Below are 19,713 nucleotides of genomic sequence, written 5' to 3'. Positions count from 1 at the left end.
GTCGGTCAGGGGAGGGCGCGCTCGACGAGGTCGGTCACGAGGTCGTGGACCTGCTCCTCGGGGAAGACGTCGGGCAGGGTGAGCCGCTCCAGGATCAGCCAGTTGAGGGACAGCAGGAGCTGGACGACGGTCGTCCTGTCCCCGGGGAGCCCGGACGCCAGGTGGAAGTCGATGTTGGCGTCGACGTCGGCGCGGATGCGCTCGGTGAGCAGGCGGCGCAGTTCGGGACGGCGGGTCGCCTCCAGACGCAGCTCGATCAGCGCCAGGTAGCCGGAGCGGAAGGAGCTGACCCGCTCGACCAGCTCGTGCATGAGCGCGGTGACCTTGGCACGGTCGTGCGGCCCCTCCCGCACATGGGCGACGAGGGCGGCGTCGGGTTCCAGGCGCTCGTAGAAGCGGTGGCCGATCTGGGTGAGCAGGGCGTCGCGGTTGGCGAAGTAGTTGGACGCCGTCCCGCCCGGGACGCCGGCCTCGGCGTCCACGGCCCGGAAGGTCAGGCCGCGCATGCCCTCACGGGCGAGGACTTCGATGGCGGCGTCCAGTAGGGACGCGCGTCGCTCGGGGTTCTTCCGCATTCCGGGCTCCTCGGGTTGACACCACTATGAGTGTAGTACTACGTTCTGACCACGTCAGACAAAGTACTATGTCCCTAGTGTTATGGAGCCGCACATGCGAGCCACCGATGCCCGTTCCCTCACCTTCGGACTCGACATCGACCTCGGCCTGGGGAGTGCCGCTTCCGGGCCGCGGGCGGTTCGACCCCGGGCCGTTTCGCCCGTCCCGCCGCCGACGCGCCACCGGAGCCGCGGCCAGCGGACGCAGCCCCGTTCCGCGCCGCGTCCGCGCCCGATGCGCAAGCCCGGAGGCGTGCGCTGACCACGCGTGCGCCCCCACGCGAACAGAACGCCGCCGCTGGGGCAGGGGGTGGCCCGAGCCCTTCGGCGGCTCGGCGGGCGCCCTGTGACGAGGACGTGACGGCCCGTCGTGTCGCCCGTCCGCCGGACCGCCCCGCGGGCGATACTCGGCCCATGCGAAGCGGAATCCTCGGTCACGTCCTCCCCGTCAACCAGCGCCGATCGCTGGACGAACTGGCGGACGGCGTGGACCTGTCGGCCGGGGACAGCCGGTCCAAGCGGTCGGCCTTCTGGACGATGCTGACGCTGTCGGCGGTCATCGCCGCCGGAGGCGTGCTCACCGACTCCACGGCCACCGTGATCGGCGCCATGATCATCGCTCCGCTGTCCACGCCGATCATGGGCATCGCGCTGGGGGTGGTCCAGAAGCGGCGGACCGGATCGGTCCGGGTGGTCGTCTTCGGTTGTCTTCTCGTGATCACCGTGGGGCTGGTGTTCTCATGGGTGATGCCCGGAGGCGCGGAGCTGCTCGGCAACAGCCAGATCTCCGGGCGCACCTCGCCGGGCCTGATCGACCTGGTCTCCGCGATGGCGACCGGACTGGCCGGCGCGGTGGCGCTCTCGCGCAAGGACGTCGCGGCCGTCCTCCCCGGCGTGGCGATCGCGATCTCCCTCGTACCGCCCCTCGTGGTCGTGGGGGTGTGCCTGGGACACGGCGCGTTCTGGCTCGCCCTGGGAGCCCTGGTGCTGTTCCTGTCCAACCTCCTGGCCCTGGTCTTCGCGGGGATGGTGGTCTTCGCGGCCTCCGGGTACAGCACCCCGGAGAACCGCGACACCGGGCACTCCTCGCGCCGCGCGTACACGGGCCTGGCCCTGCTGTTCACGGCGGTGCTGCTGCTCCTGGTCGCCAACACCACGCTCAACGTGCTCATCCACGTCTGGACGGGCCGGGGGGAGTCCGCGGCCCAGGAGTGGCTGGCCGACGAACCGACCGCCACCGTGACCGGTGTGACCATGCATGCCAGGACCTTGCACGTCGACGTGCGCACCCGCGAGGACCTCCCGCCCACCGACGACCTGGTCGCGCGGCTCGACACGCGGATCCCCGCGGGCATCCCCGTCGTCGTCGAGACGACCCGCGGGCAGCGGGTCGACGCCGGGCAGACCGGGAGCTGAGGAGGGCGGACATGAGGTGGAACGTCGAACGGGCCCGCGAGGCGTTCGCGGCGAGCCGCGCCGCCAGGCTCGCCACGGTCGACGCCGTCGGGCGCCCGCACCTGGTGCCGGTGACCTTCGCCGCCCACGCGGACACGGTCGCCATCGCCGTCGACGACAAGCCGAAGCGCTCCCGTGCCCTGCGCCGGCTCCGCAACATCGCCGAGAACCCGCGGGTGTCCCTGCTCACCGACGAGTACAGCGACGACTGGGAGCGCCTGTGGTGGGCGCGCGCGGACGGGTTCGCGCGCGTCGAGCACGAGGGCCCGGCCTGGTCCGACGCGCGGGCGCGCCTCATCGCCCGCTACGTCCAGTACGTCGAGGCGCCGCCGGACGGGGCGATCATCCTGGTGACCGTCGTGCACTGGTCGGGATGGTCGTTCCGGTAGCGCGCGGGCCGGCGCGGTAGCCGTGCGGTGCGCCCTGGCGGCGGAGGGGCGCACGGCCGCGGCCCCTCGTGGCCGAGGCGGTGGCGCTCGGCGACGGTGTCCACGGTGCCCGTCACGTGTTCGGGGTCGGCTCGGCCGTCGCGTACCGCGGGCGGCCGTCGGGCCGGTAGACCTGGATCGTCACTCCCCTCGGGGTGGTCCGCGAGTCGACCAGGCCGAGTGCCGTGTCCGGGCCGCTGTCCGGGAACAGCCGGGTGCCCTGGCCGAGGACCACCGGGCAGACGAACAGGACGGCCTCGTCGACGAGCCCGTTCCCGAACAGCCAGCGGACCAGGCCCCCGCTGCCGTGCACCTGCAGCTCACCCGGCCGCGTGTCCTTCAGTTCGCCGATGGCGGCCGCGACGTTACCGGAGAGGACGGTCGTGTCCGCCCACCCCGGTTCGGTGAGGGTGGTGGACGCGACGTACTTGGGCCGCGTGTTCAGGGCCGAGGCGATGGGATTGTCGTCGGGGTTCGGCATCACTCCCCAGTAGCCCGCGAAGATCTCGTAGGTCCGCCGGCCGAACAGGAACGCGTCGGCGCGCTGGTAGACGCCGTTGAGGAACGCCGCGGCCTCGTCGTCGAAGTACGGCATGGCCCATCCGCCGCGCTCGAACCCGCCCCTGCGGTCCTCGTCCGCTCCGCCGAGCCCCTGCATGACGCCGTCGACGGTGATCCATGTGGTGGTGGTGAGCTTCATGGCGTGGCCTCCGTGGTCGGTTGTCGCCTGGACTGACCAGGACACCGGACCGAACTCATCGGCCGCGTGTGCCGGGACCGTCGCCTGGGTCCCGGCGCACGGGCTCCGGGGATCGAGGCTAGACGAGGACTCCGCGGAGCACCTGGTCGCGGAGCCGTTCCAGGAACCGCGGGTCGGTCGGGTCCGCTTCGGCCATCGCCCGGCCCAGAACGCCGTGCAGCAGCCCGCCGAGCATGGTGTTCGCGGCGTCGCCGACGTCCTCGACCCCGACCGCGCCGTCGGCGTGGCACTCGGTGAGGAGGTCCCTCAGCGGACCGGCGATCCACTCGTCGTTGGCCTTCAGGACCTCGTTCATCTTGCCCGCCGCTCCCAGCGCGCCCAGCAGCCCCACGCAGACTCCCGGACGGTGCGCCAGGTAGTCGGCGAGCGCGCCCACCATCTCCCGCAACCGCCGCTCGGGCGATCCGTCCGGGTCGATGGCCTGGTGTACCGCCCGGGCCCCGTCCTGGGCGTGCGTGGTCAGCAGGAAGGCGAGCAGGTCGTCGCGACCGGCGAAGTAGTAGTACAGCGCGGCCCGCGACGCCCCGACCTGCTTGGCGATGTCCTCCAGGCGGGGCGGGGGCGTGGCACCCAGTACCGACTCGCTGACGTCGAGCAGGCGCTGTGCGAGGTCGTCAGGTGGTCTCTTCACGTCGGACAGCCTATCCGCTTGTCCTGGACTCGAACTTAGATTACAGTCCAAACCATGGTTCAAATCTTATCCTATGGCCCGTGGGCGGTCGTGACCGGAGCGTCGTCCGGCATCGGCCGCGCCTTCGCCGAACACCTCGCGGAGGCCGGACTCCACCTGGTCCTCGCCGCCCGATCCACCGACCGCCTCGAAGCGCTCGGCGCCGAACTCACGCGAGAACACGGCATCGAGTGCCGGATCGCCACCGTCGACCTCAGCCGCGAGGGCGCCGCCGCGACGATCATCGACGCGACCGCCGACCTCGACGTCGGACTGCTGATCTCGAACGCCGGTGCCGGAAGGCCCGGCCGCTTCCTCGACCAGGAGGTCGCCGACCTGCACCGACGGCACACCGTCAACACCACCGCCCACCTGGACCTGGCGCACGCCTTCGGTCGGCGGTTCGCCGCGCGCGGGCGCGGCGGCATGGTGCTCGTGTCGGCCCTGGGCGCGAAGCACGGGCTGCCCAACATGGCCCACGAGAGCGCCTCCAAGTCCTACGCGCTCAACCTCGGCGAGGGCCTGCACCACGAGCTCGCCTCCTCCGGGGTCGACGTCATGGTGCTGCTCCCGGGGAACGTGGACACGCCGGTCATGGACGCCTACGGACTCGACCGCGCCTCGCTGCCGATCCGGCCCTACCCGGCGCGCGCGGCCGTGCGGGACGCGCTGGCCGCGTTCCTGCGGGGCCGGGCGACTCACGTCCCCGACCGTCGCATGCGGGTGATGTCCCGCCTGCTGCCCCGTGCCCTGTCCATCCGGATCAACGGGCGCATGCTGGGCCGGGCCGCCCAGGTCCTCGCCGAACGCGAGGCCGCCGCGTCCCCGTGAGGAAGGGGACGGCCGAATCCCCGCGGGCCCGGCCGTCGGGGATCCGGCTTCGTCGCGCCGAGTGCGGGTCGTTCCGCCTGTCATCGAGGGGGGTCGACTGCCTCGCGCGGGGGCGGCCGGGGCGGCGCCGGGCTACGGTGTCGGGATGCACATGGACCTGGTGACGATCGTGGTGGACGAGTACGACCCCGCGATCGCGTTCTTCGTGGACGCGCTCGGCTTCGCGTTGGTGGAGGACGTCCCGTCGCTGACCAACGACGGCCGCGCGAAGCGGTGGGTCGTGGTCCGGCCGCCGGGCGGTGGCACGGGCCTCCTGCTGGCGCGCGCCGACGGGGAACGGCAGTCGGCCGTGGTGGGCGACCAGGTGGCGGGGCGGGTGGGGTTCTTCCTGCGGGTGGACGACTTCGAGCGGTCGTACGCCCGGATGGCGGCGGCGGGCGTCCGGTTCGTCACCGAGCCGCGTGAGGAGCCCTACGGCCGGATCGCCGTCTTCCTGGACATCGCGGGCAACCGGTGGGACCTGTTGGGCCCGAGTCCCGAGGAGGAACCGCACCGGAAGAGCGGGCGCATCGGCTAGCCGAGCGCAGTTCGATGGTGCTCCCCGCACACGCGGGGATGGTCCGGCGTGGGACTGCCGCGAGAACCGGGTGCGGACGTGCTCCCCGCGCACGCGGGACTGGTTCTGTTTACCGCGGTAAACAGGACCATCCCCTCTCATGATTTCCCCGCGCACGCGGGGATGGTCCCGGGATCGCTTCGTGCCTGAGACCGTGACCAGGCCGGTGGGGCGGCCGGGACCACCGACGGGTCGTGCGTTCTGCGTCGCTCGCTGCCCGATGTCGCTCATTGGCGCTCATTTCCGCAATCGCCAGCGGCGCCCGCCCCCGAGCGGTTACGGTCTCCCCACCGGCCGCGCCCCCGTTCACGGCACGGCATCGCCCGCGGCTCCCGCTCCGCCCAAGCACAGACCGGAGCATCACCGTGTCCTACCCCCAGAACCCCGGGTACCCCGGAGGTCCTCCGCAGCCGCCCTACGGCGTCCCTCCCCAGCCTCCGAAGCAAGGCATGTCCACCGGCGCGAAGATCGGACTGGGGTGCGGCGGATGCCTCGGCGTCCTCGTCTTCCTCGCGATCATCGGTGGGTGCATGGCCGCCCTGTCGGGCGACTCCACTGACACCGCCACCCCGTCCACCTCCTCCAGCAGCGAGGCGGAGGAGGAGCCCGCCGAAGAGCCCGTCGAGGACGAACCGGCCGAGGAGTCATCCGGTGTCACCATGACCGCCTCCGACGCGGGGACCGTCGGCGACACCATCGACGACACGGTGTACACCGCCATCGACATCGAGATCGTCAACGACTCCGAGGAGAGCATCGAGGTCAACCCCGTCTACTTCACGGTCGAGCTGGCCGACGGGACGGTCGTCTCGGACTGGAGCGACAGCCTGTTCGCGGACATCGACCCGATCGACGCGGTGACGGTCCAGCCCGGCCAGCGGGCGAGCGGCCAGATCGCGGTCGTCGGCGAGGTAGAGGTCAGCAGCGTGACCATGGAGGAGCTGTTCGGCCTGGAGGAGTCCATCACCGCCGAGGTCGAATAGGTCCCACGACGACGGCCCCGGCCGGTGCGCACGCATCGGGCCGGGGCCCTGCGTTCACGCACGGGCACGGGACCTTCGCCCGCAACAGGACCGCAGGTCAGTAGGTGCTCCACGCGCACGGGGATGATCCCCGGGGCGTTGACCGGGGTGGGGCGCTGCACCCATGCTCCACGCGCACGCGGGGATGGACCCTGCTGCGCCGGATCTTCGGCCAGGGTGTCGGCATGCTCCACGCGCACGCGGGGATGGACTCTCCACGCTCTTGCAGGCCACGGAGACGATCGAGGACGCTGCTCCCCGCACACGCGGGATGGGGTGCGGCCTGGTTCAGCGGCGTGCCGACCAGGCCTTCCACAGCTCCGCGTACGGGCCCTCCGCCCGCACCAGCTCCTCGTGCGGGCCCGACTCGACCACGCGGCCTCCCTCCAGCACCACCACCCGGTCGGCCTCCGCCACCTGGGTGAGGCGGTGGGCGACGACCAGTCCCGTGCGGCCCTCCAGGGCGCGGGTGGCCGCCACCTCCAGCCGGCGGGCGCCGGCGCTGCCCGCGTCGGCGGTCGCCTCGTCCAGCACCGCGATCGGACGGTCGGCCAGGACCAGGCGGGCCAGGGCGACCTGCTGGGCCTGGGCCGCGGTGAGCTTGTGCCCGCCGGTGCCCACCACCGTGGCCGTGCCCTCCGGCAGGGCCCTCACCCAGTCGAGCGCGCCCACGGTCTCCAGGGCGGCGCCCAACTCCTCGTCGGTGGCGTCCGGGCGGGCCAGCCGCAGGTCGTCGGCCAGCGGCCCCGCGAAGACGTGCACCTCCTGGCTGATCAGGGTCACCGCGTGGCGCGCCGCGATGGGGCCCGTGACGGCGAGGTCGAGCCCGCCCACGCGCAGCGAGCCCTCGGCGGCCGGGTGGATCCCCGCGACGAGCTTGGCCAGGGTGGACTTGCCCGCACCGCTCGCGCCCACCAGCGCGACGCGTTCACCCGGGGCGACCTCAAGGTCGACGTCGGACAGCACCGGCAGGCCCGGGCGGTAGGCGTGTCCCACACCGGTCAGGGACAGCGAACCGTCCGGCGCGGGGTGGTCGTCGGACTCCTCCTCGGCGGGCAGGTCGCACACGCCGATCATCCGGGCCAGCGCGGCCCGCGCCTTCTGTGCCTCGTCGGCGAGTCCGATGGCCGTGTTGATCGGGTTGAAGAGGTTGTGGAAGTACAGCGCCGCAGCCGTGGCCGTGCCGATGGTCGCCATGTCCTGGCCCACGAGCCAGTACCCCGTGATCAGCACCCCCGCCAGGCCGATGAACTCGGCCAGGTTGAGCAGTGAGAACAGGCGGGTGGCGAGCCGCAATCCGGCCACGGCCAGGTCGGCGGCCCGCTGCGAGGCGTCGCCCACCCGTCGCGTGTGCTCGTCGGCCAGGCCGAACGCGCGGACGGTCCGGGCGCCGCTGATGGTGTCGAGCAGCCGGTGCTGGCGCACGCCGACCGCCCGGCGGTGCTCGTCGTAGACCGGGGCCGCCAGCTTCAGGTACCGGCGCAGCGAGTACGTCTGCACGGGCACGGCCAGCAGCACGGCCGCCAGGAACCGCCAGTCCAGCAGCGCCAGCGCGCCCAGGGTGAGCACGATGGTGAACAGCGCCTGGGCGAGCCGCGGGAAGGCGTCGCGCACCGCGCGGGTCACGACCGTGACGTCGCCCGTCACCCGCGAGGTCAGGTCGCCCGACCCCGCCAGCTCCACCCGCTCCAACGGCAGCCGCAGGGCACGCGCGACGAACCGCTCGCGCAGGTCGGCCACCACGCTTTCACCGAGTCGGGCCACACCGGCCACGCCCAGGGCGTGGCCCAGACCGCTCAGGGCGGCGATGGCCAGCAGTAGCGCGACCGGGACGGCGAGGGAGGAGGGTTCACGGCCGTCCGCGACGAGGTCGACGATGTGGCCGAGCACCGGCGCGGTGCCCAGCCCGACGGCGGTCGCGCCCACCAGGGTCACCAGCGCCCAGGCGGCGGTGCCCTTGTGGGCCATGACGAGATCGGCGACGGCCCGCCGGACGCGGCGGGACTCGGCGGTGGGCAGCAGGGTCATGCGAACACCGCTTCGCGGTAGGTCTCGTACGTGCGGGCCAGGTCCGCGTGCCTGCCCTCGGCGGCCACGGTTCCCCCGTCCAGGAACAGGACGGTGTCGGCGGTGTCCAGCAGGGCGGGGCTCGTGGTGACCAGCACCGTCGTGCGACCCCGCCGCAGGCGGGCCAGGCGCTCGGCCACCCGGGCCTCGGTCACGGTGTCGACGGCGGTGGTGGGGTCGTGCAGGACGAGCACGGGCGGGTCGGCCGCCAGTGCCCGGGCGAGCGCCACCCGCTGGCGCTGGCCGCCGGAGAGCGAGCGCCCGCGCTCGGCGAGCCGGGTCTCCCGCCCGTCAGGCAGCGCCTCGGCGACCTCGTCGGCGGTCGCCGCCTCCAGGGCGCGGTCGATCGGCCCCCGGGCGGCGGCGGCCACGTTGTCGGACAGGGACGCCTCGAACAGGGCGGCGTCGTGCTCGGCCACGAGCACCGCCCGACGCAGGTCGTCCAGGGCGAGCTTGGCCACGTCCACGCCGTCCACCTCGATCGAGCCCTCCTCGGGGTCGGTGTCGCGCGCCAGGCAGGCGAGAAGGTCGGCGGCGGCCGCCGGGTCCGGGGCCACCACGCCGACCAGGCGGCCGGAGCCGATGCGGGCGTCGACGCCGCGCAAAGACCGGGACCGGACCCCGTCCAGGCGCAGCTCCCCGGCGGGCTCGGGCGGCAGTGCCGCGCTGCCGTCGGGGACCGCCCAGGGGGATTCCAGAACGTCGGCGATGCGCTGGGAGGAGGCCCGCGCCTGGGCGAACACGCCGTTGACGAAGGCGAGCAAGCGGAACGGGCCGTGCAGGAACTGCGCCAGGCCGACGGCGGCGACCAGACCGCCGATGCTGACCTCGCCGCGCATGGCCAGCACCGCCCCGGCCAGGGCCACGGCCGCGATGAACCCGCCGGTCAGGGCGAGCACGGCGCCGTCGTGCCCGGCCTGGGCACGGGAGGCGCGCAGCGCGGAGAGGAGGGAGGCGCGGCTGGTGGCGCGGTAGCGCTCGGACGCGGCGTTCTCCGCGCCCAGGCCCTTGAGTACGCGCAGGCCCGCGACGAGGTCGGCGGCGGTGCCGGAGGCCTGGGCCGCCCGGTCCTGCTCGCCCTCGCTGCGCCGGGCCAGCGGCCGACTCACCAGGTGGGCGAGGTAGAGCAGTGGGGGAGTGCCCAGGAGCACCAGCAGCCCCAGCGGTACCGAGATCCGGAGCAGCGCGGCGGCGCTGACCGCCAATCCGGCGATCGAGGCGATCCCGAGGGCCAGGAGGCCCACGGCCGTCCCGACCCGTTCGGCGTCCCCGGAGGCGATGTTGGTCAGGGCGCCGGGCAGCCGGTCGCGCTCGGCGCCGCCCCGGGGGTCCAGGACCCGCCGCGTCAGCCGGAGCCGTAGTTCGTGGGCGGACTGTTCCGAGGCGCGCTCGGCGATGCGGGCCGCGAACCGGTAGCTGAACGACAGCAGGACGAACGTGCCGCCGAGCACCGCCAGCCACATGGCCAGGGCGCGCGGGGAGCCGGTGGCCACGGCGAGGTCGATCACCACGCCGATGATGACGGGGACGAGCGCCTCGCCCGCCTGGTGCCCCGAGCCGAGCACGGAGGCCGCGGCCACCCGTCCGCGCTGGCCCGCGACGGCCCCGCGCAGAACGGTCCCGCCGGTCCCGCCGACCCCGCTGGCCCCGCGGGACTCCTGGGTCCCGGATGCCCTCGCGGATCCACCGGACTCCTGGGACCCGGGTGCTCCCGCGGATCCGCGTGCCCCTTCGGAGTCGCGTGCCGTCTCGGGCTGACCCGACTCGTCGGGCTCGCTCCTGTCGGTGGAACCGCTGCCGTTCGCCGAGGCGCTCACGCGCTGGGCCGGGAGTGCGGTGTGAGGCATCTGCCCATGCGGCGGAAGTACTCGCTGGTGGCGAGCTCGGCCCCTCCGTCGGTGCGCACGCGTCGGCGCCCTCCGGTCTGGCGACCGGACATCGCGATGCGCATGGAGGTCCTCCTCGTGTCGATACGGCGGCGCCCAGTAAAGCAAGGCTTGCCTAAGGAGGCAACTCGCCCCAGGTCGAGACCAGGGGGATCCCTGGGCAGGAACTCGGGTCGGGCCTGCCTTCATGCACGAGGCATCCTGTGCGGCCCGGAGTGCGTCACGTGGCCGGACGGTGCGCCCCCGGCTCACACCGAGAGTGGGGGCGCTCTGCTCAAGAGAGGGTCCCCCGAAGACGTCACCGGACCGCGGCACGGCCGGTGCGGGGCGCGGGGGTCAGCGTTCGGAGTGGCCGAGCTTCCGGTCCGGGGCGACGCGGTCGCGCACCAGGCGCTTGAGTTCGGCGGCGTCGGTGAACGCGGCGTCGCTCGTGCGCGACCACACGCTCTCCCCGTCGAGCCGGACCTCGAACACTCCGCCGGTGCCGGGGACGAGCGCGACCTCGCCCAGCTCCTTCTCGAACGTCGTCAGCAGTTCCTGCGCCATCCAGGTGGCCCGGGGGAGCCACCGGCACTGCGTGCAGTACTCGATCTCCAGCCGCGGCCGCTTGTACTCCAAGGTCATGGCCCCAGCATGGCACGGCACGGGAATCGGCGGCCTCGCGGGGGAGTGGACCGCGAGGCCGCCGTGACCCCGGCGGAGTGAGACCGGGGCTTCTCCGGGGGAGGCCGGAGGTCAGAGGGTCAGAGGGCGATCCCGAACGCCCATCCGGCGAAGGCGTACATGGTGAACATGACCATGAAGACCGCGATGAGGTTGAGCCAGATCCCGCCGCGCAGCATCTGCCCGATCTTGACCTCGCCGGAGCCGAACACCACCGCGTTCGGCGGCGTCGCGACCGGCAGCATGAAGGCCATCGAGGCGGCCAGCACGGCGGGGACGACCAGCGTCATCACCGGCAGGTCCATGCCGAGGGCGATGCCCGCGACGACCGGGAGGAACGTGGCCGTGGTCGCGGTGTTGCTGGTGAGTTCGGTGAGCAGCAGGACCATGGCCGTGATGACGAGCACGACGACCCACGTGGGGACGCCGTCCAGGACGCCGACCTGCACGCCGATCCACTCGCTCAGCCCGGTGTCGCCGAACTGCTTCGACAGGGCGATGCCGCCGCCGAACAGGAGCAGGATCCCCCACGGGAGGCGGACCGCCGTCTCCCAGTCGAGCAGGCGCTCGCCCTTGCCGACCGGGATGAGGAACAGCGCGATGGCGACGGTGATCGCGATGACCGAGTCCGAGACGCTGCCCAGGAAGGGCACGGCCTCGGCGACCGCCTCGTTCCGGTTCAGCAGGGGGACGACGATCCACGAGCACGCGGCCAGGGCGAACACCGTGGCGACCAGCTTCTCGCCGCGGCTCACCGGGCCCATGTCCTTGATCTGCTCGCGAATGAGGTCCTGGGCGCCCTCCAGCTTCTTCGTCTCGGGCGGGAAGACGAAGCGGGTGAGGACGACCCAGGAGATGAGGAGGAACGACGCCGCGAGCGGGACGCCGACCATCATCCACTGGCCGAAGCCGACGGTGATGTCGTAGTTCTCCGCGAGGAAGCCGACCATGAGCGCGTTGGGCGGGGTGCCGATGAGGGTGGCGACCGAACCGATCGACGCGGAGTAGGCGATGCCCAGCATGAGCGCGGTCGCGAAGTTCGCGTCCTTCTTGCCGCCGCGCAGCTGCGTGACCAGTCCGACGACGGAGACGCCCACGGGCAGCATCATGATCGCGGAGGCGGTGTTGCTCACCCACATGGTGATGAACCCGGTGGCGAGCATGAACCCGCCGATCAGCCGGACGGGGCTGGACCCGACGGCCGCGACGATGCCCAGGGCCATGCGCTTGTGCAGGTTCCACTTCTGCATGGCCAGGGCGAGCATGAACCCGCCCATGAACAGGAAGATGACGTCGGCGCCGTAGGAGGGCGCCACGTCGGAGATGCCGACCTCGGGCAGCAGCGCGGGGAACAGCACCATCGGCAGCAGCGCGGTGACCGGGATGGGGATGGCCTCGGTCGCCCACCAGACGGCCATGAGCACCGCGACACCGGCGGTGATCCTCCCGCCGGTTCCCAGTGACTCCGGCAGGACCGCGAAGAGCAGCAGTCCGAGGACGGGGCCGAGGACCAGGCCGATGATCTTGGCGCGGCCGGGTTCGGGCCGGGCCGCCTGTTCGGTGGTGAGGGCGGGCAGACCCGCTCTGCCGCGGGCTTTCGAGGTCGCCATGTCGGTCTCCTCCTTCGAGGGGGACGGGGAGAACGGGCTGGACGGTGCCCGGCTCCCGGAGGGAAACCGGCGACGACGACGCTGTTGCCCCGGGGTTTCCCGAATGTTTCTCCTTGGTGTGAGTGATGGTGGTCACTGTGCTCCGGAGCACGCAATTTCACGGGGAAGAGTTGGGATTCCCTTGACATTGGGAGACTCTGGGTGATGTGCGCTGTTCTCCGCGTGATCGTCGCGGGTCCTGGGGGTCGGGCCCACGAGCGTCGCCCCGTTCCCTCGCGAGGAGTGCGCGGGGATGGCATGATCGGGCCGGAGACCGACGGCGGCGCGGAGAGGGCGACATGAGCGAGAGATCCGCCGGGGGAGACCTCGGCCGCAGTCTGACCGGTGCGTTCGACGAGTTCGACACGGACGACACCGTGCGCCTGCGGGCCAAGGTGTGGACGGCCTTCGCGCTGTGCGTGTTCGTGCTCGGGGCCAGCGCCCTCCTCGTCCTGCTCGTCGCCTGACGGGTCCGGCCACAAGACCGCGCGCGAAGTGAAGACCGGCTCCCGTGGCGGTCACGACGGACACGGCCCACGGACCCGCGCACGCCTGAGGAGGTATCCGGTCGCGGACCCCTCCCGGTGAGCGCCCGTACGCGGGTCGTCCCGCGCGCGGCGGCGGGCGACGCCGCCGAGCAGGCGCGCCGTGCCCTCGTCCTGGTCGTCGACCGGCTGGGTCGCGCCCCCGACGCCGTGCACGAACCCGTGGTCCTCACGCCCAGCATGGTCGTACGCGGCACGAGCGGCCCTCCGCGGCCGGAGTGAGCGCCCTGGCCGCTGCCCCGGCGACCGGGTGCGGCAGTGGTCAGCCGCCGCACAGCCTGGGACGTTGCCGCCGGAGCAGGGGGTAGCTTCAAGGGAGGCCGGATCCTGGCTCTCCTGTCACCCCCGCACGCGCTCATCACGCATGCCGCCACCCTGGGTGAGGCGTAGGAGCCCCGGGTGACAGTGCGATACGACCCGATGACGGAAATGTCATGATCGCATCACCTTGGCCGGTATGCGTCATCCCGTCACGGGTCCCATTTGTCCTGTTCGTGTGCCCTTTGTGTGTCCGGCACGTCCGTTCAGGTCCGGTGGCTGTGCCCGCCGATCCGCTTCAGCGAAAGGCTGTCCATGTCTCTGGCGGCACGCCTCAGCCGCGTCGGTGAACGCCTCATGACCCCGTCCGCGCGCGCCCGCGCCGAGGAGCGCCGCAGGGAGGCCGCGGCCCAGGCGGCCGAGGAACGGCGCCTGGCCAGGATCGCGGAGCGCCGCGCCGCCCTGCTGGCCGACGACCCCGCCCTGCGCGCCTTCACCGCCGACGGCTCGTCGGCGGCGGACCTGATCGGGCGCACGGTGGACGACTTCACGGCCGCCGACGCCTCCGCCCACAACCTGCGGCTGGTCACCGACGTCCTGGAGGGCGAGGGCATCGACTACTTCCTCGTCCCCGGCCGCTCCCCGCTGCGGCACGTCGTGGGCGTCCACCGCCGGGACAGGAAGGGCCTGCTCGACGCCATGCGCGAGGCCTACCGCGTCAGCGCCGTGTACGCGGTCAAACCCGGCCCCGGCGGAGTGGTGGCGGTCAGCTCGGCCTACGTGGACGGCGCACTGGACGCGCGGATCAAGTCCGGATTGGTCATCCGCTTCGCCGAGCACCTGCTGACCCCCGACGGCCGCTGCCTCGCGGGGCCCGAGTACGGCTGCGACGTCGAGTTCTGGCGGGACGGCGAGGCGGTCCTCGCCGGATCCGATCCGGAGGAGGCGCGCCGGCGGCTGCGGGTGCGCGTTCCCGACGACGCGCTGGCCGGCGCCCTCGTGGCGCCGCGGCCCAACCGCGTCGCCGACGTGCTGCCCGACGAGTGCCGCAAGCACGCCACCGTGGCCGTGCGGGAGCGCCACCACCCGACCTACGAGCCCTTCTCCCACCAGCGTTCCGACGAGGTGGGCTTCCCGATCGACGCCGTGTACACCTGGGTCGACGGCGCCGACCCCGAGCACGCCGCCAAGCGCGCCCGGTACCGCGAGGGCCGGTCCGGTCTGGCCTCGCACGCGGCCAACGACTCCCGCTACACCGACCACGACGAACTGAAGTACTCCCTGCGCTCACTGCGCATGTACGCGCCCTTCGTCCGGCACGTCTACGTCGTCACCGACGGCCAGACCCCGAGCTGGCTGGACACGCGGGCCGAGGGGGTCACCCTCGTCGACCACCGCGACGTCTTCGCCGACCCCGGCGCCCTCCCCGTCTTCAGCTCCCGTGCCATCGAGTCGCAGCTGCACCGCATCGAGGCACTGTCGGAGCACTTCCTCTACCTCAACGACGACATGTTCGTCACGGCGCCGGTCGGCGCGGAGCACTTCTTCCACCCGAACGGCATCGCCCGGCTGGCGTTCTCGCCGCACCAGATCGGCGTGGGCGAGCCGATCCTGGAGGAGGCGGCGCCCAACTGGGCGGGCAAGAACGCACGCGCCCTGCTCCAGGAGTCGTTCGGCGCCTACATCGCGCACAAGACCAAGCACGTACCGACGGCGCAGCTCAGGTCAGTGCACCGCGAGCTGGCGGAGCGCTACCCGGAGGAGCTGGAGCGCACGGCGCGGTCGCGCTTTCGCGATCCCGCCGACGTGGCGCCGGTCACGACGCTCTACCACCACTACGCGCTGCTCACCGGGCGCGGTGTACCGGGGGAGTACCGCGGGCGGTACGTCGACATCGGCGCCGAGGGCGCCGGCGAACGGCTCACCGCCCTCGCGGAGCCGGACGAGGCGGCGCGCTACGACTTCCTGTGCCTGAACGACTTCGACACCCCGCCCGAGCGCCAGGAGGAGGTCGGCCGCATGGTGCGCGCGTTCCTGGAGTCGCGCTTCCCCTTCCCCGCCCCCTGGGAGCGGGCCGGCTCATCCGCCTGAGCGCAGGATGTGGCGCAGGACGGCGTCGACGTCTCCGACGGTCGGCGTCTCCCCGCCCAGGAGGACGCGCGCGCACAGGCCGTCGGCGGCGGAGGCGAAGGCGCTCACGGCCGTGGGCTCGGCGGTGTGGCGCCGCGCCACCTCGGTGAGGAGTTCCCGCCAGCGCATCGCCATGGGGCACCGGGCCTTCGCGGGGCCCGGCCCGGCCCCGTGGGGGCGCACCCGGGGCCGGCGCGCGGGCCGGGTCGGAGGTGTCGGTCGAGGGGCGGGCTGAGCCGAGTGGGGCGGGCGTCGGCGGAGGTGGGCGGCGGGCGGGATGCGCAGTGTCACGACGAGGTCACGGAACTGGCGTTGACGTCGAAAAAGCCCCGATGTAACGTTCCGGGAGCGCTCCCATAGAAGAAGTATCGCGCCGACTGTCGACATGACCCGAGGCTCGCCAGCGCGTCCTACCCTGGAAGGTGCCATGGGGCTCCTCCTCGGCCTGCTCGGTCCCGTCCGCCTGCTCGATGACCCCGACGACTCCTCACCCGGCCCGCCCAAGCTGCGCACACTCCTGACCGCGCTGGCACTCCAGCCCAACCAGGTGGTGCCCCTGCCGCGCCTCATGGCGGCCCTGTGGGAGGAGCACCCGCCCCGCTCCGCCGTCGCCAACCTGCGCACCTACGCCAACCTGCTGCGCCGCCGACTGCCGCCCGCCGTCTGCTCGGCCGACCGGGCACGCCTGGTCGCGAGCAGCCCCGGCTACATGCTGCGCGTGTGCCCCCACGAACTCGACTCCCTCGCCTTCGCCGAACTGCACCGGCGCGGCCGACGGGCCCTGGCCGACGGCGATCCGGCCGCGGCGGTGCCCGCCCTGGTCCGCGCCCTGGACCTGTGGCGGGGGGCCGCGGCCGAGGACGTGCCGCGCGGACCGGAACTCGGCGCCCGCCTGGACGCGCTCGACGAGCAGCGGCGCAGCGCGGCCGAGGACCTCGCGCACGCCCGGCTCGCCCTGGGCGCCGACGTCGAACTGGTCGCCGACCTGCGCGCCCTGGCGGCCGAGGACCCGGTCCGCGAACGGGTGTGGCACGACCTCATGCTCGCCCTCTACCGGACCGGCGAGACCTCCGCCGCCCTGGACGCCTACCACGCCGCCCGGCGGGCCCTGTCCCTGCACCTGGGCGTGGAACCCGGCTCCGAGCTGGTCCAGCTGCACGCCGCGATCCTGCACCGCGATCCGTCCCTGGACGAGTACGCGCCCGGCCGCGTCCCGGAGCACGCCGCCTGCCGTGCCGTCCCCGCGCCCCCGACCCCGTTCGTGGGCCGGCACGCGGCACTCGACGCGCTGGAACGAGCCCTGGAACCGGGCGGGCACGCCCCCGTCGCCGCGATCGACGGCCCTGTGGGCAGCGGCAAGTCCGCGCTCGCGCTGGAGGCCGCCGCGCGGATGGCCGACCGCTTCCCCGACGGATGCCTGCACATCGATCTCGCCGACGCCGACGGATCGGAGCGCACCGGCCAGTACGACACGTGGCGGCGGGCCCGGAGCGGCGGAGAGCGGGTCCTGGTCGTGCTGGACAACGCGGCCGACGAGGCACAGGCCCGACCGCTCGTGGCGACCTGGCCCGGGGCCGCGACGCTGGTCACCAGCCGCCGCCGATGCGTCACCCTGGGCGGAGCCGTCCACGTCGGCCTGGACCCGCTGACCAGCGACGAGGCGGTCGAACTGCTGGCCGCGCTCTGCGGGCCCGAACGGGTGGCGGCGGAGCGGTCGGACGCCCTTCGGGTCGCGGAGCTGTGCGACCGCCAGCCCCTGGCCCTGTGGCTGGCGGGCACCAGGATGGCCACGCGGCGTGAGTGGCCGCTGCCGGCGTTCGCGCGGCTGCTGGCCGACCCCCGGCACCGACTGGACGTGTTGAGCTGCGGAGACCGTTCCCTGCGGGCGGCCCTGGACTCCGCCTACCTCCCGCTGCGCGACAGCGCCGACGCGGGGGACCGGCGGGCCGCCGCCCTGTTCCGGCTCCTGGGGCGCTCCGACCTGCGGGAGATCGGTCCGGCCGGTGCCGCGTCCCAGCTGGAGACGGACGCCAACACCGCCATCGCGGCCCTGGGGCGCCTGGCGGAGGCCCGCCTGCTGGAGCCGACGGGCGAGCTGCGCTACACGGTGCCGGGGCTGTTGCGGATCTACGCGGCCGAGGCCGTGCCCCGGGTCCCGGAGCCCCGGAGGGCGGACCGCAGATCCCCCGCCGTCCTCACGCTCTAGGACACGGGCGCGGCGGGTCCGGCGCGGGGCCGGCGCGGGGCCGCGGTGGCCGGGGCCAACGAGGGGGGTGTCGGCGCGGGACGACACCGGGCGCGGTGTCCGGCGGGCGGCGGGCCCGCCGGGACCCCGCGGGCGATCCGTGCCCCGGTGGCGGTCGTGGACGGCCCGGGGCAGGGGGCGCCGGTCAGGTGGCGGAGGGGATCAGCATCTGTAGAGGCAGCTGCCGCAGCGGGCGTACTCGGGCAGGCCGCTGATGTAGCAGCAGTAGCGCGAGTGGCACGGGCTGCCGCACCTCTCGTACCGGCAGGAGGCGGCACCGGCGCGGGCCCGGGGGACGATGGCCGCGAGCAGCCGGTCGCCGAGGCCTCCGATTCGGTCGATCATGGGGACTCCTCGGAGTCGGGGCGGTCAGGTCAACCGGCAGGAGGTGCAGGACACCTGGCCGACGCCGGCGACGTAGCAGCACTTCTTCTGGAGGCGGGCGTTTCCGCCGCAGCCCTCCCACCGGCAGAAGAATGTGGAGGCGGTGGCCCGGGTCGTGGGGACGACGCGGGCGAGGAGGCGGTCGCCGAGGGTTCCGATTCGGTCGATCATGGGGGGTCCTTCCGGTTGTGGGTCGGGGGCGGGCGGTGACGCGGTCAGCAGACCACCCAGCGGGTGCACTGGACGCCGACGGCGCCGCCGACGTTGCAGCACGTGCGGCACACGTTGGCGGCGGCAATGGACTCCCGCCAGCAGGCGGTGGCGCCCGCACTCGTCCTGGGGGCGACGAGGGCGAGGAGGCGGTCGCTGATCGTGGCGATGCGGTGGAACACGGGGTCTCCTCGGGTCGGTGCGGCGTGGCAGCCCGTCAGCAGTTGTTGACGGACCAGTAGCCGCAGATGGGAGCACCCGGGGCGGAGGTGTCGATGCAGCAGCGCCGGCAGACGGCGCGCCCGTCGTGGTTCGTGCGCTCGGTCCAGCAGGCCCAGGAGCCGGCGGCCCGGGCCCGGACCCTGGGCGCCACGCGGGCGAGGAGGCGGTCACCGAGCGATCCGATGCGGTCGATCATGGGGCTTCCCTTCTGGACCACGGTGGCGCCGTGGTCCGACTGCGGGGCCGCCGGGGTCGTCCGGCGGTCGGTGCCACGCTAGGGAGCGGGCCGACAGCCCTCGTACACGCCCGATACAGGTGGCGTACACGCACTGGTGGAGCCGACGGCGGCGCACGGGCCGACGCGTTGGCCAGGGGCGTTAATCCTTTGCCCGGGGTCCTGAGGCGCTGTTAGCGTCGCCGGAATGAGACCCGTGACCGAGCGTGAGATCCGTGCGTCCTTCGTGAACTGTTCCAAGGGGGAGGCCAAGCGCCTGGCGCTGCCGCGCGACCTCGCCGAGAGCCCGTGGGAGGACCTGGACTTCCTCGGCTGGCGCGACCACACCGCGCACGAGCGCGCATACCTCGTCGTCGAACGCGAGGAGGGGCTGGTGGGGGTGGCGTTCCGGCTGGCGAACGGGCGGGACGGGTTCCGCCGCAGCATGTGCTCCGTGTGCCTGACCACCCACCCCGGCCAGGGCGTGATGCTGATGGTCGCGCCGAAGGCGGGCAAGGCCGGGCGCGACGGCAACTCGATCGGCCTGCGCATGTGCACCGACTTCGGGTGTTCGCTGTACGTGCGCGGGTTGAGGGAGCCCGAGCCCGGCGGCCGGTTCGAGGAGTCGCTGACCGTGGAGGAGAAGATCGCGCGGGCGACGCACAACCTGGAGGGGTTCATCGCGCGGCTGTCGGCGTGAGTGCCCGACGTGTACGGCGACAGGCGGCGCCCGGACCCGTGCCCGTGACGCCGCCGGTCACGTCGCGGCCGGACGGTCGGGACCCCTGTCCCCACCGCCCCGCCGCCGCGGCCTCCGGGCCCCCGCCCGGAGCCAGGTGTTCGG

General features: G+C 73.4%; 23 protein-coding genes. 10 read left to right on the top strand and 13 right to left on the bottom strand.

Annotation, left to right across the window (positions count from 1 at the left end; all coding sequences use genetic code 11):
• Nucleotides 1-5: 5 nt before the first annotated feature.
• Nucleotides 6-575 carry a TetR/AcrR family transcriptional regulator gene (locus tag ADL05_RS10720; protein ID WP_053616736.1) on the bottom strand — a complete coding sequence of 190 codons (570 nt, stop codon included), beginning with the start codon at nt 573-575 and terminating at the stop codon, nt 6-8.
• 453 nt (nt 576-1,028) lie between these two features.
• Here ADL05_RS10720 and ADL05_RS32275 point away from each other — a divergent pair, with 453 nt between their 5' ends.
• Both ADL05_RS32275 and ADL05_RS10710 read left to right on the top strand, forming a co-directional pair.
• Nucleotides 1,029-2,030: a TIGR00341 family protein gene (locus tag ADL05_RS32275; RefSeq protein ID WP_053616735.1), complete on the top strand. Its 1,002-nt coding sequence runs from the start codon at nt 1,029-1,031 to the stop codon at nt 2,028-2,030.
• A gap of 11 nt (nt 2,031-2,041) precedes the next feature.
• Nucleotides 2,042-2,458: a TIGR03668 family PPOX class F420-dependent oxidoreductase gene (locus ADL05_RS10710; RefSeq protein WP_053616734.1), complete on the top strand. Its 417-nt coding sequence runs from the start codon at nt 2,042-2,044 to the stop codon at nt 2,456-2,458.
• A gap of 112 nt (nt 2,459-2,570) precedes the next feature.
• Here the strand turns inward: ADL05_RS10710 and ADL05_RS10705 are convergent, their stop codons facing one another.
• On the bottom strand, nt 2,571-3,197 hold the full coding sequence (locus ADL05_RS10705; protein WP_053616733.1) for a dihydrofolate reductase family protein: 627 nt from the start codon (nt 3,195-3,197) through the stop codon (nt 2,571-2,573).
• Nucleotides 3,198-3,315: 118 nt separating this feature from the next.
• Nucleotides 3,316-3,888, bottom strand: coding sequence for a TetR/AcrR family transcriptional regulator (locus tag ADL05_RS10700; protein WP_053616732.1), 573 nt, complete (start codon nt 3,886-3,888; stop codon nt 3,316-3,318).
• A 54-nt stretch (nt 3,889-3,942) separates the two neighbouring features.
• On the opposite strand from ADL05_RS10700, the gene ADL05_RS10695 reads away from it, so the two are divergent.
• The 3 genes from ADL05_RS10695 (at nt 3,943) to ADL05_RS10685 (ending at nt 6,357) form a co-directional block, all read left to right on the top strand.
• Nucleotides 3,943-4,758, top strand: coding sequence for an SDR family oxidoreductase (locus ADL05_RS10695; RefSeq protein ID WP_053616731.1), 816 nt, complete (start codon nt 3,943-3,945; stop codon nt 4,756-4,758).
• Nucleotides 4,759-4,903: 145 nt separating this feature from the next.
• Nucleotides 4,904-5,335, top strand: a complete 432-nt coding sequence (locus tag ADL05_RS10690) for a VOC family protein (protein WP_053616730.1) — start codon at nt 4,904-4,906, stop codon at nt 5,333-5,335.
• A gap of 488 nt (nt 5,336-5,823) precedes the next feature.
• Nucleotides 5,824-6,357, top strand: coding sequence for a hypothetical protein (locus ADL05_RS10685; protein ID WP_053616729.1), 534 nt, complete (start codon nt 5,824-5,826; stop codon nt 6,355-6,357).
• Between the two features lie 327 nt (nt 6,358-6,684).
• On the opposite strand, the gene ADL05_RS10680 is transcribed toward ADL05_RS10685, so the two are convergent.
• From ADL05_RS10680 to ADL05_RS10665, 5 genes are all read right to left on the bottom strand, one after another.
• Nucleotides 6,685-8,424, bottom strand: coding sequence for an ABC transporter ATP-binding protein (locus ADL05_RS10680; protein WP_053616728.1), 1,740 nt, complete (start codon nt 8,422-8,424; stop codon nt 6,685-6,687).
• Entirely contained in the window at nt 8,421-10,310 is a 1,890-nt protein-coding gene (locus ADL05_RS10675; RefSeq protein WP_082376263.1) for an ABC transporter ATP-binding protein, read from the bottom strand. Before ADL05_RS10675 ends, ADL05_RS10680 begins: the two co-directional genes overlap by 4 nt.
• Nucleotides 10,277-10,414, bottom strand: a complete 138-nt coding sequence (locus ADL05_RS30485) for a hypothetical protein (RefSeq protein WP_156365801.1) — start codon at nt 10,412-10,414, stop codon at nt 10,277-10,279. Before ADL05_RS30485 ends, ADL05_RS10675 begins: the two co-directional genes overlap by 34 nt.
• Nucleotides 10,415-10,685: 271 nt before the next feature.
• Nucleotides 10,686-10,973, bottom strand: a complete 288-nt coding sequence (locus tag ADL05_RS10670) for a SelT/SelW/SelH family protein (RefSeq protein ID WP_053616727.1) — start codon at nt 10,971-10,973, stop codon at nt 10,686-10,688.
• Between the two features lie 119 nt (nt 10,974-11,092).
• Nucleotides 11,093-12,622, bottom strand: coding sequence for a DASS family sodium-coupled anion symporter (locus tag ADL05_RS10665; protein ID WP_053616726.1), 1,530 nt, complete (start codon nt 12,620-12,622; stop codon nt 11,093-11,095).
• A 338-nt stretch (nt 12,623-12,960) separates the two neighbouring features.
• On the opposite strand from ADL05_RS10665, the gene ADL05_RS30480 reads away from it, so the two are divergent.
• The 3 genes from ADL05_RS30480 (at nt 12,961) to ADL05_RS10655 (ending at nt 15,555) form a co-directional block, all read left to right on the top strand.
• The gene (locus tag ADL05_RS30480) at nt 12,961-13,128 is read left to right on the top strand and encodes a hypothetical protein (protein WP_156365800.1); all 168 of its coding nucleotides are present in this window, start codon (nt 12,961-12,963) and stop codon (nt 13,126-13,128) included.
• Nucleotides 13,129-13,245: 117 nt separating this feature from the next.
• Nucleotides 13,246-13,428: a hypothetical protein gene (locus ADL05_RS10660; RefSeq protein WP_053616725.1), complete on the top strand. Its 183-nt coding sequence runs from the start codon at nt 13,246-13,248 to the stop codon at nt 13,426-13,428.
• Between the two features lie 351 nt (nt 13,429-13,779).
• A complete protein-coding gene (locus ADL05_RS10655) occupies nt 13,780-15,555 on the top strand; it encodes a stealth family protein (protein ID WP_053616724.1) in 1,776 nt (591 codons plus the stop codon).
• Here the strand turns inward: ADL05_RS10655 and ADL05_RS10650 are convergent.
• Entirely contained in the window at nt 15,544-15,729 is a 186-nt protein-coding gene (locus ADL05_RS10650; RefSeq protein ID WP_053616723.1) for a hypothetical protein, read from the bottom strand. The two genes, ADL05_RS10655 and ADL05_RS10650, sit on opposite strands and share 12 nt — an antisense overlap.
• Before the next feature lie 292 nt (nt 15,730-16,021).
• Here ADL05_RS10650 and ADL05_RS10645 point away from each other — a divergent pair, with 292 nt between their 5' ends.
• Nucleotides 16,022-17,800: an AfsR/SARP family transcriptional regulator gene (locus ADL05_RS10645; protein WP_053616722.1), complete on the top strand. Its 1,779-nt coding sequence runs from the start codon at nt 16,022-16,024 to the stop codon at nt 17,798-17,800.
• A 201-nt stretch (nt 17,801-18,001) separates the two neighbouring features.
• On the opposite strand, the gene ADL05_RS10640 is transcribed toward ADL05_RS10645, so the two are convergent.
• From ADL05_RS10640 to ADL05_RS10630, 4 genes are read right to left on the bottom strand one after another with little or no spacing between them, the layout of a single operon-like run.
• The gene (locus ADL05_RS10640) at nt 18,002-18,184 is read right to left on the bottom strand and encodes a hypothetical protein (RefSeq protein WP_053616721.1); all 183 of its coding nucleotides are present in this window, start codon (nt 18,182-18,184) and stop codon (nt 18,002-18,004) included.
• Between the two features lie 24 nt (nt 18,185-18,208).
• Nucleotides 18,209-18,394 (bottom strand): hypothetical protein, encoded by a 186-nt coding sequence (locus tag ADL05_RS10635; RefSeq protein ID WP_053616720.1) that lies wholly within the window; start codon nt 18,392-18,394, stop codon nt 18,209-18,211.
• Nucleotides 18,395-18,438: 44 nt separating this feature from the next.
• Complete coding sequence (locus tag ADL05_RS30475; RefSeq protein ID WP_156365798.1) at nt 18,439-18,615, bottom strand: hypothetical protein; 177 nt, start codon at nt 18,613-18,615, stop codon at nt 18,439-18,441.
• 35 nt (nt 18,616-18,650) lie between these two features.
• Complete coding sequence (locus ADL05_RS10630; RefSeq protein ID WP_053616719.1) at nt 18,651-18,851, bottom strand: hypothetical protein; 201 nt, start codon at nt 18,849-18,851, stop codon at nt 18,651-18,653.
• 226 nt (nt 18,852-19,077) lie between these two features.
• Between ADL05_RS10630 and ADL05_RS10625 the strand changes: the two genes are divergently transcribed.
• A complete protein-coding gene (locus tag ADL05_RS10625) occupies nt 19,078-19,569 on the top strand; it encodes an FBP domain-containing protein (protein ID WP_053616718.1) in 492 nt (163 codons plus the stop codon).
• The last annotated feature ends 144 nt before the right edge of the window (nt 19,570-19,713 follow it).

The organism is Nocardiopsis sp. NRRL B-16309 (genome assembly GCF_001279585.1).
GTDB lineage: Bacteria > Actinomycetota > Actinomycetes > Streptosporangiales > Streptosporangiaceae > Nocardiopsis.
The sequence above is the reverse complement of the archived record's forward strand: the minus strand, read 5'-3'. Positions and strand labels throughout refer to the sequence as shown.

Excerpts from the sequence above, each read along its gene's own strand:
- ADL05_RS10630 (WP_053616719.1), bottom strand. The coding sequence starts at position 18,851 with ATGATCGACCGCATCGGATCGCTCGGTGACCGCCTCCTCGCCCGCGTG.
- ADL05_RS10685 (WP_053616729.1), top strand. The coding sequence starts at position 5,824 with ATGTCCACCGGCGCGAAGATCGGACTGGGGTGCGGCGGATGCCTCGGC.
- ADL05_RS10655 (WP_053616724.1), top strand. The coding sequence starts at position 13,780 with ATGTCTCTGGCGGCACGCCTCAGCCGCGTCGGTGAACGCCTCATGACC.
- ADL05_RS10675 (WP_082376263.1), bottom strand. The coding sequence starts at position 10,310 with ATGCCTCACACCGCACTCCCGGCCCAGCGCGTGAGCGCCTCGGCGAAC.
- ADL05_RS30485 (WP_156365801.1), bottom strand. The coding sequence starts at position 10,414 with ATGCGCATCGCGATGTCCGGTCGCCAGACCGGAGGGCGCCGACGCGTG.
- ADL05_RS10645 (WP_053616722.1), top strand. The coding sequence starts at position 16,022 with ATGGGGCTCCTCCTCGGCCTGCTCGGTCCCGTCCGCCTGCTCGATGAC.
- ADL05_RS10640 (WP_053616721.1), bottom strand. The coding sequence starts at position 18,184 with ATGATCGACCGAATCGGAGGCCTCGGCGACCGGCTGCTCGCGGCCATC.
- ADL05_RS10705 (WP_053616733.1), bottom strand. The coding sequence starts at position 3,197 with ATGAAGCTCACCACCACCACATGGATCACCGTCGACGGCGTCATGCAG.
- ADL05_RS10635 (WP_053616720.1), bottom strand. The coding sequence starts at position 18,394 with ATGATCGACCGAATCGGAACCCTCGGCGACCGCCTCCTCGCCCGCGTC.
- ADL05_RS10720 (WP_053616736.1), bottom strand. The coding sequence starts at position 575 with ATGCGGAAGAACCCCGAGCGACGCGCGTCCCTACTGGACGCCGCCATC.
- ADL05_RS10665 (WP_053616726.1), bottom strand. The coding sequence starts at position 12,622 with ATGGCGACCTCGAAAGCCCGCGGCAGAGCGGGTCTGCCCGCCCTCACC.
- ADL05_RS10680 (WP_053616728.1), bottom strand. The coding sequence starts at position 8,424 with ATGACCCTGCTGCCCACCGCCGAGTCCCGCCGCGTCCGGCGGGCCGTC.
- ADL05_RS32275 (WP_053616735.1), top strand. The coding sequence starts at position 1,029 with ATGCGAAGCGGAATCCTCGGTCACGTCCTCCCCGTCAACCAGCGCCGA.
- ADL05_RS10710 (WP_053616734.1), top strand. The coding sequence starts at position 2,042 with ATGAGGTGGAACGTCGAACGGGCCCGCGAGGCGTTCGCGGCGAGCCGC.
- ADL05_RS10695 (WP_053616731.1), top strand. The coding sequence starts at position 3,943 with ATGGTTCAAATCTTATCCTATGGCCCGTGGGCGGTCGTGACCGGAGCG.
- ADL05_RS10650 (WP_053616723.1), bottom strand. The coding sequence starts at position 15,729 with ATGGCGATGCGCTGGCGGGAACTCCTCACCGAGGTGGCGCGGCGCCAC.
- ADL05_RS10625 (WP_053616718.1), top strand. The coding sequence starts at position 19,078 with ATGAGACCCGTGACCGAGCGTGAGATCCGTGCGTCCTTCGTGAACTGT.
- ADL05_RS10690 (WP_053616730.1), top strand. The coding sequence starts at position 4,904 with ATGCACATGGACCTGGTGACGATCGTGGTGGACGAGTACGACCCCGCG.
- ADL05_RS30480 (WP_156365800.1), top strand. The coding sequence starts at position 12,961 with ATGAGCGAGAGATCCGCCGGGGGAGACCTCGGCCGCAGTCTGACCGGT.
- ADL05_RS10670 (WP_053616727.1), bottom strand. The coding sequence starts at position 10,973 with ATGACCTTGGAGTACAAGCGGCCGCGGCTGGAGATCGAGTACTGCACG.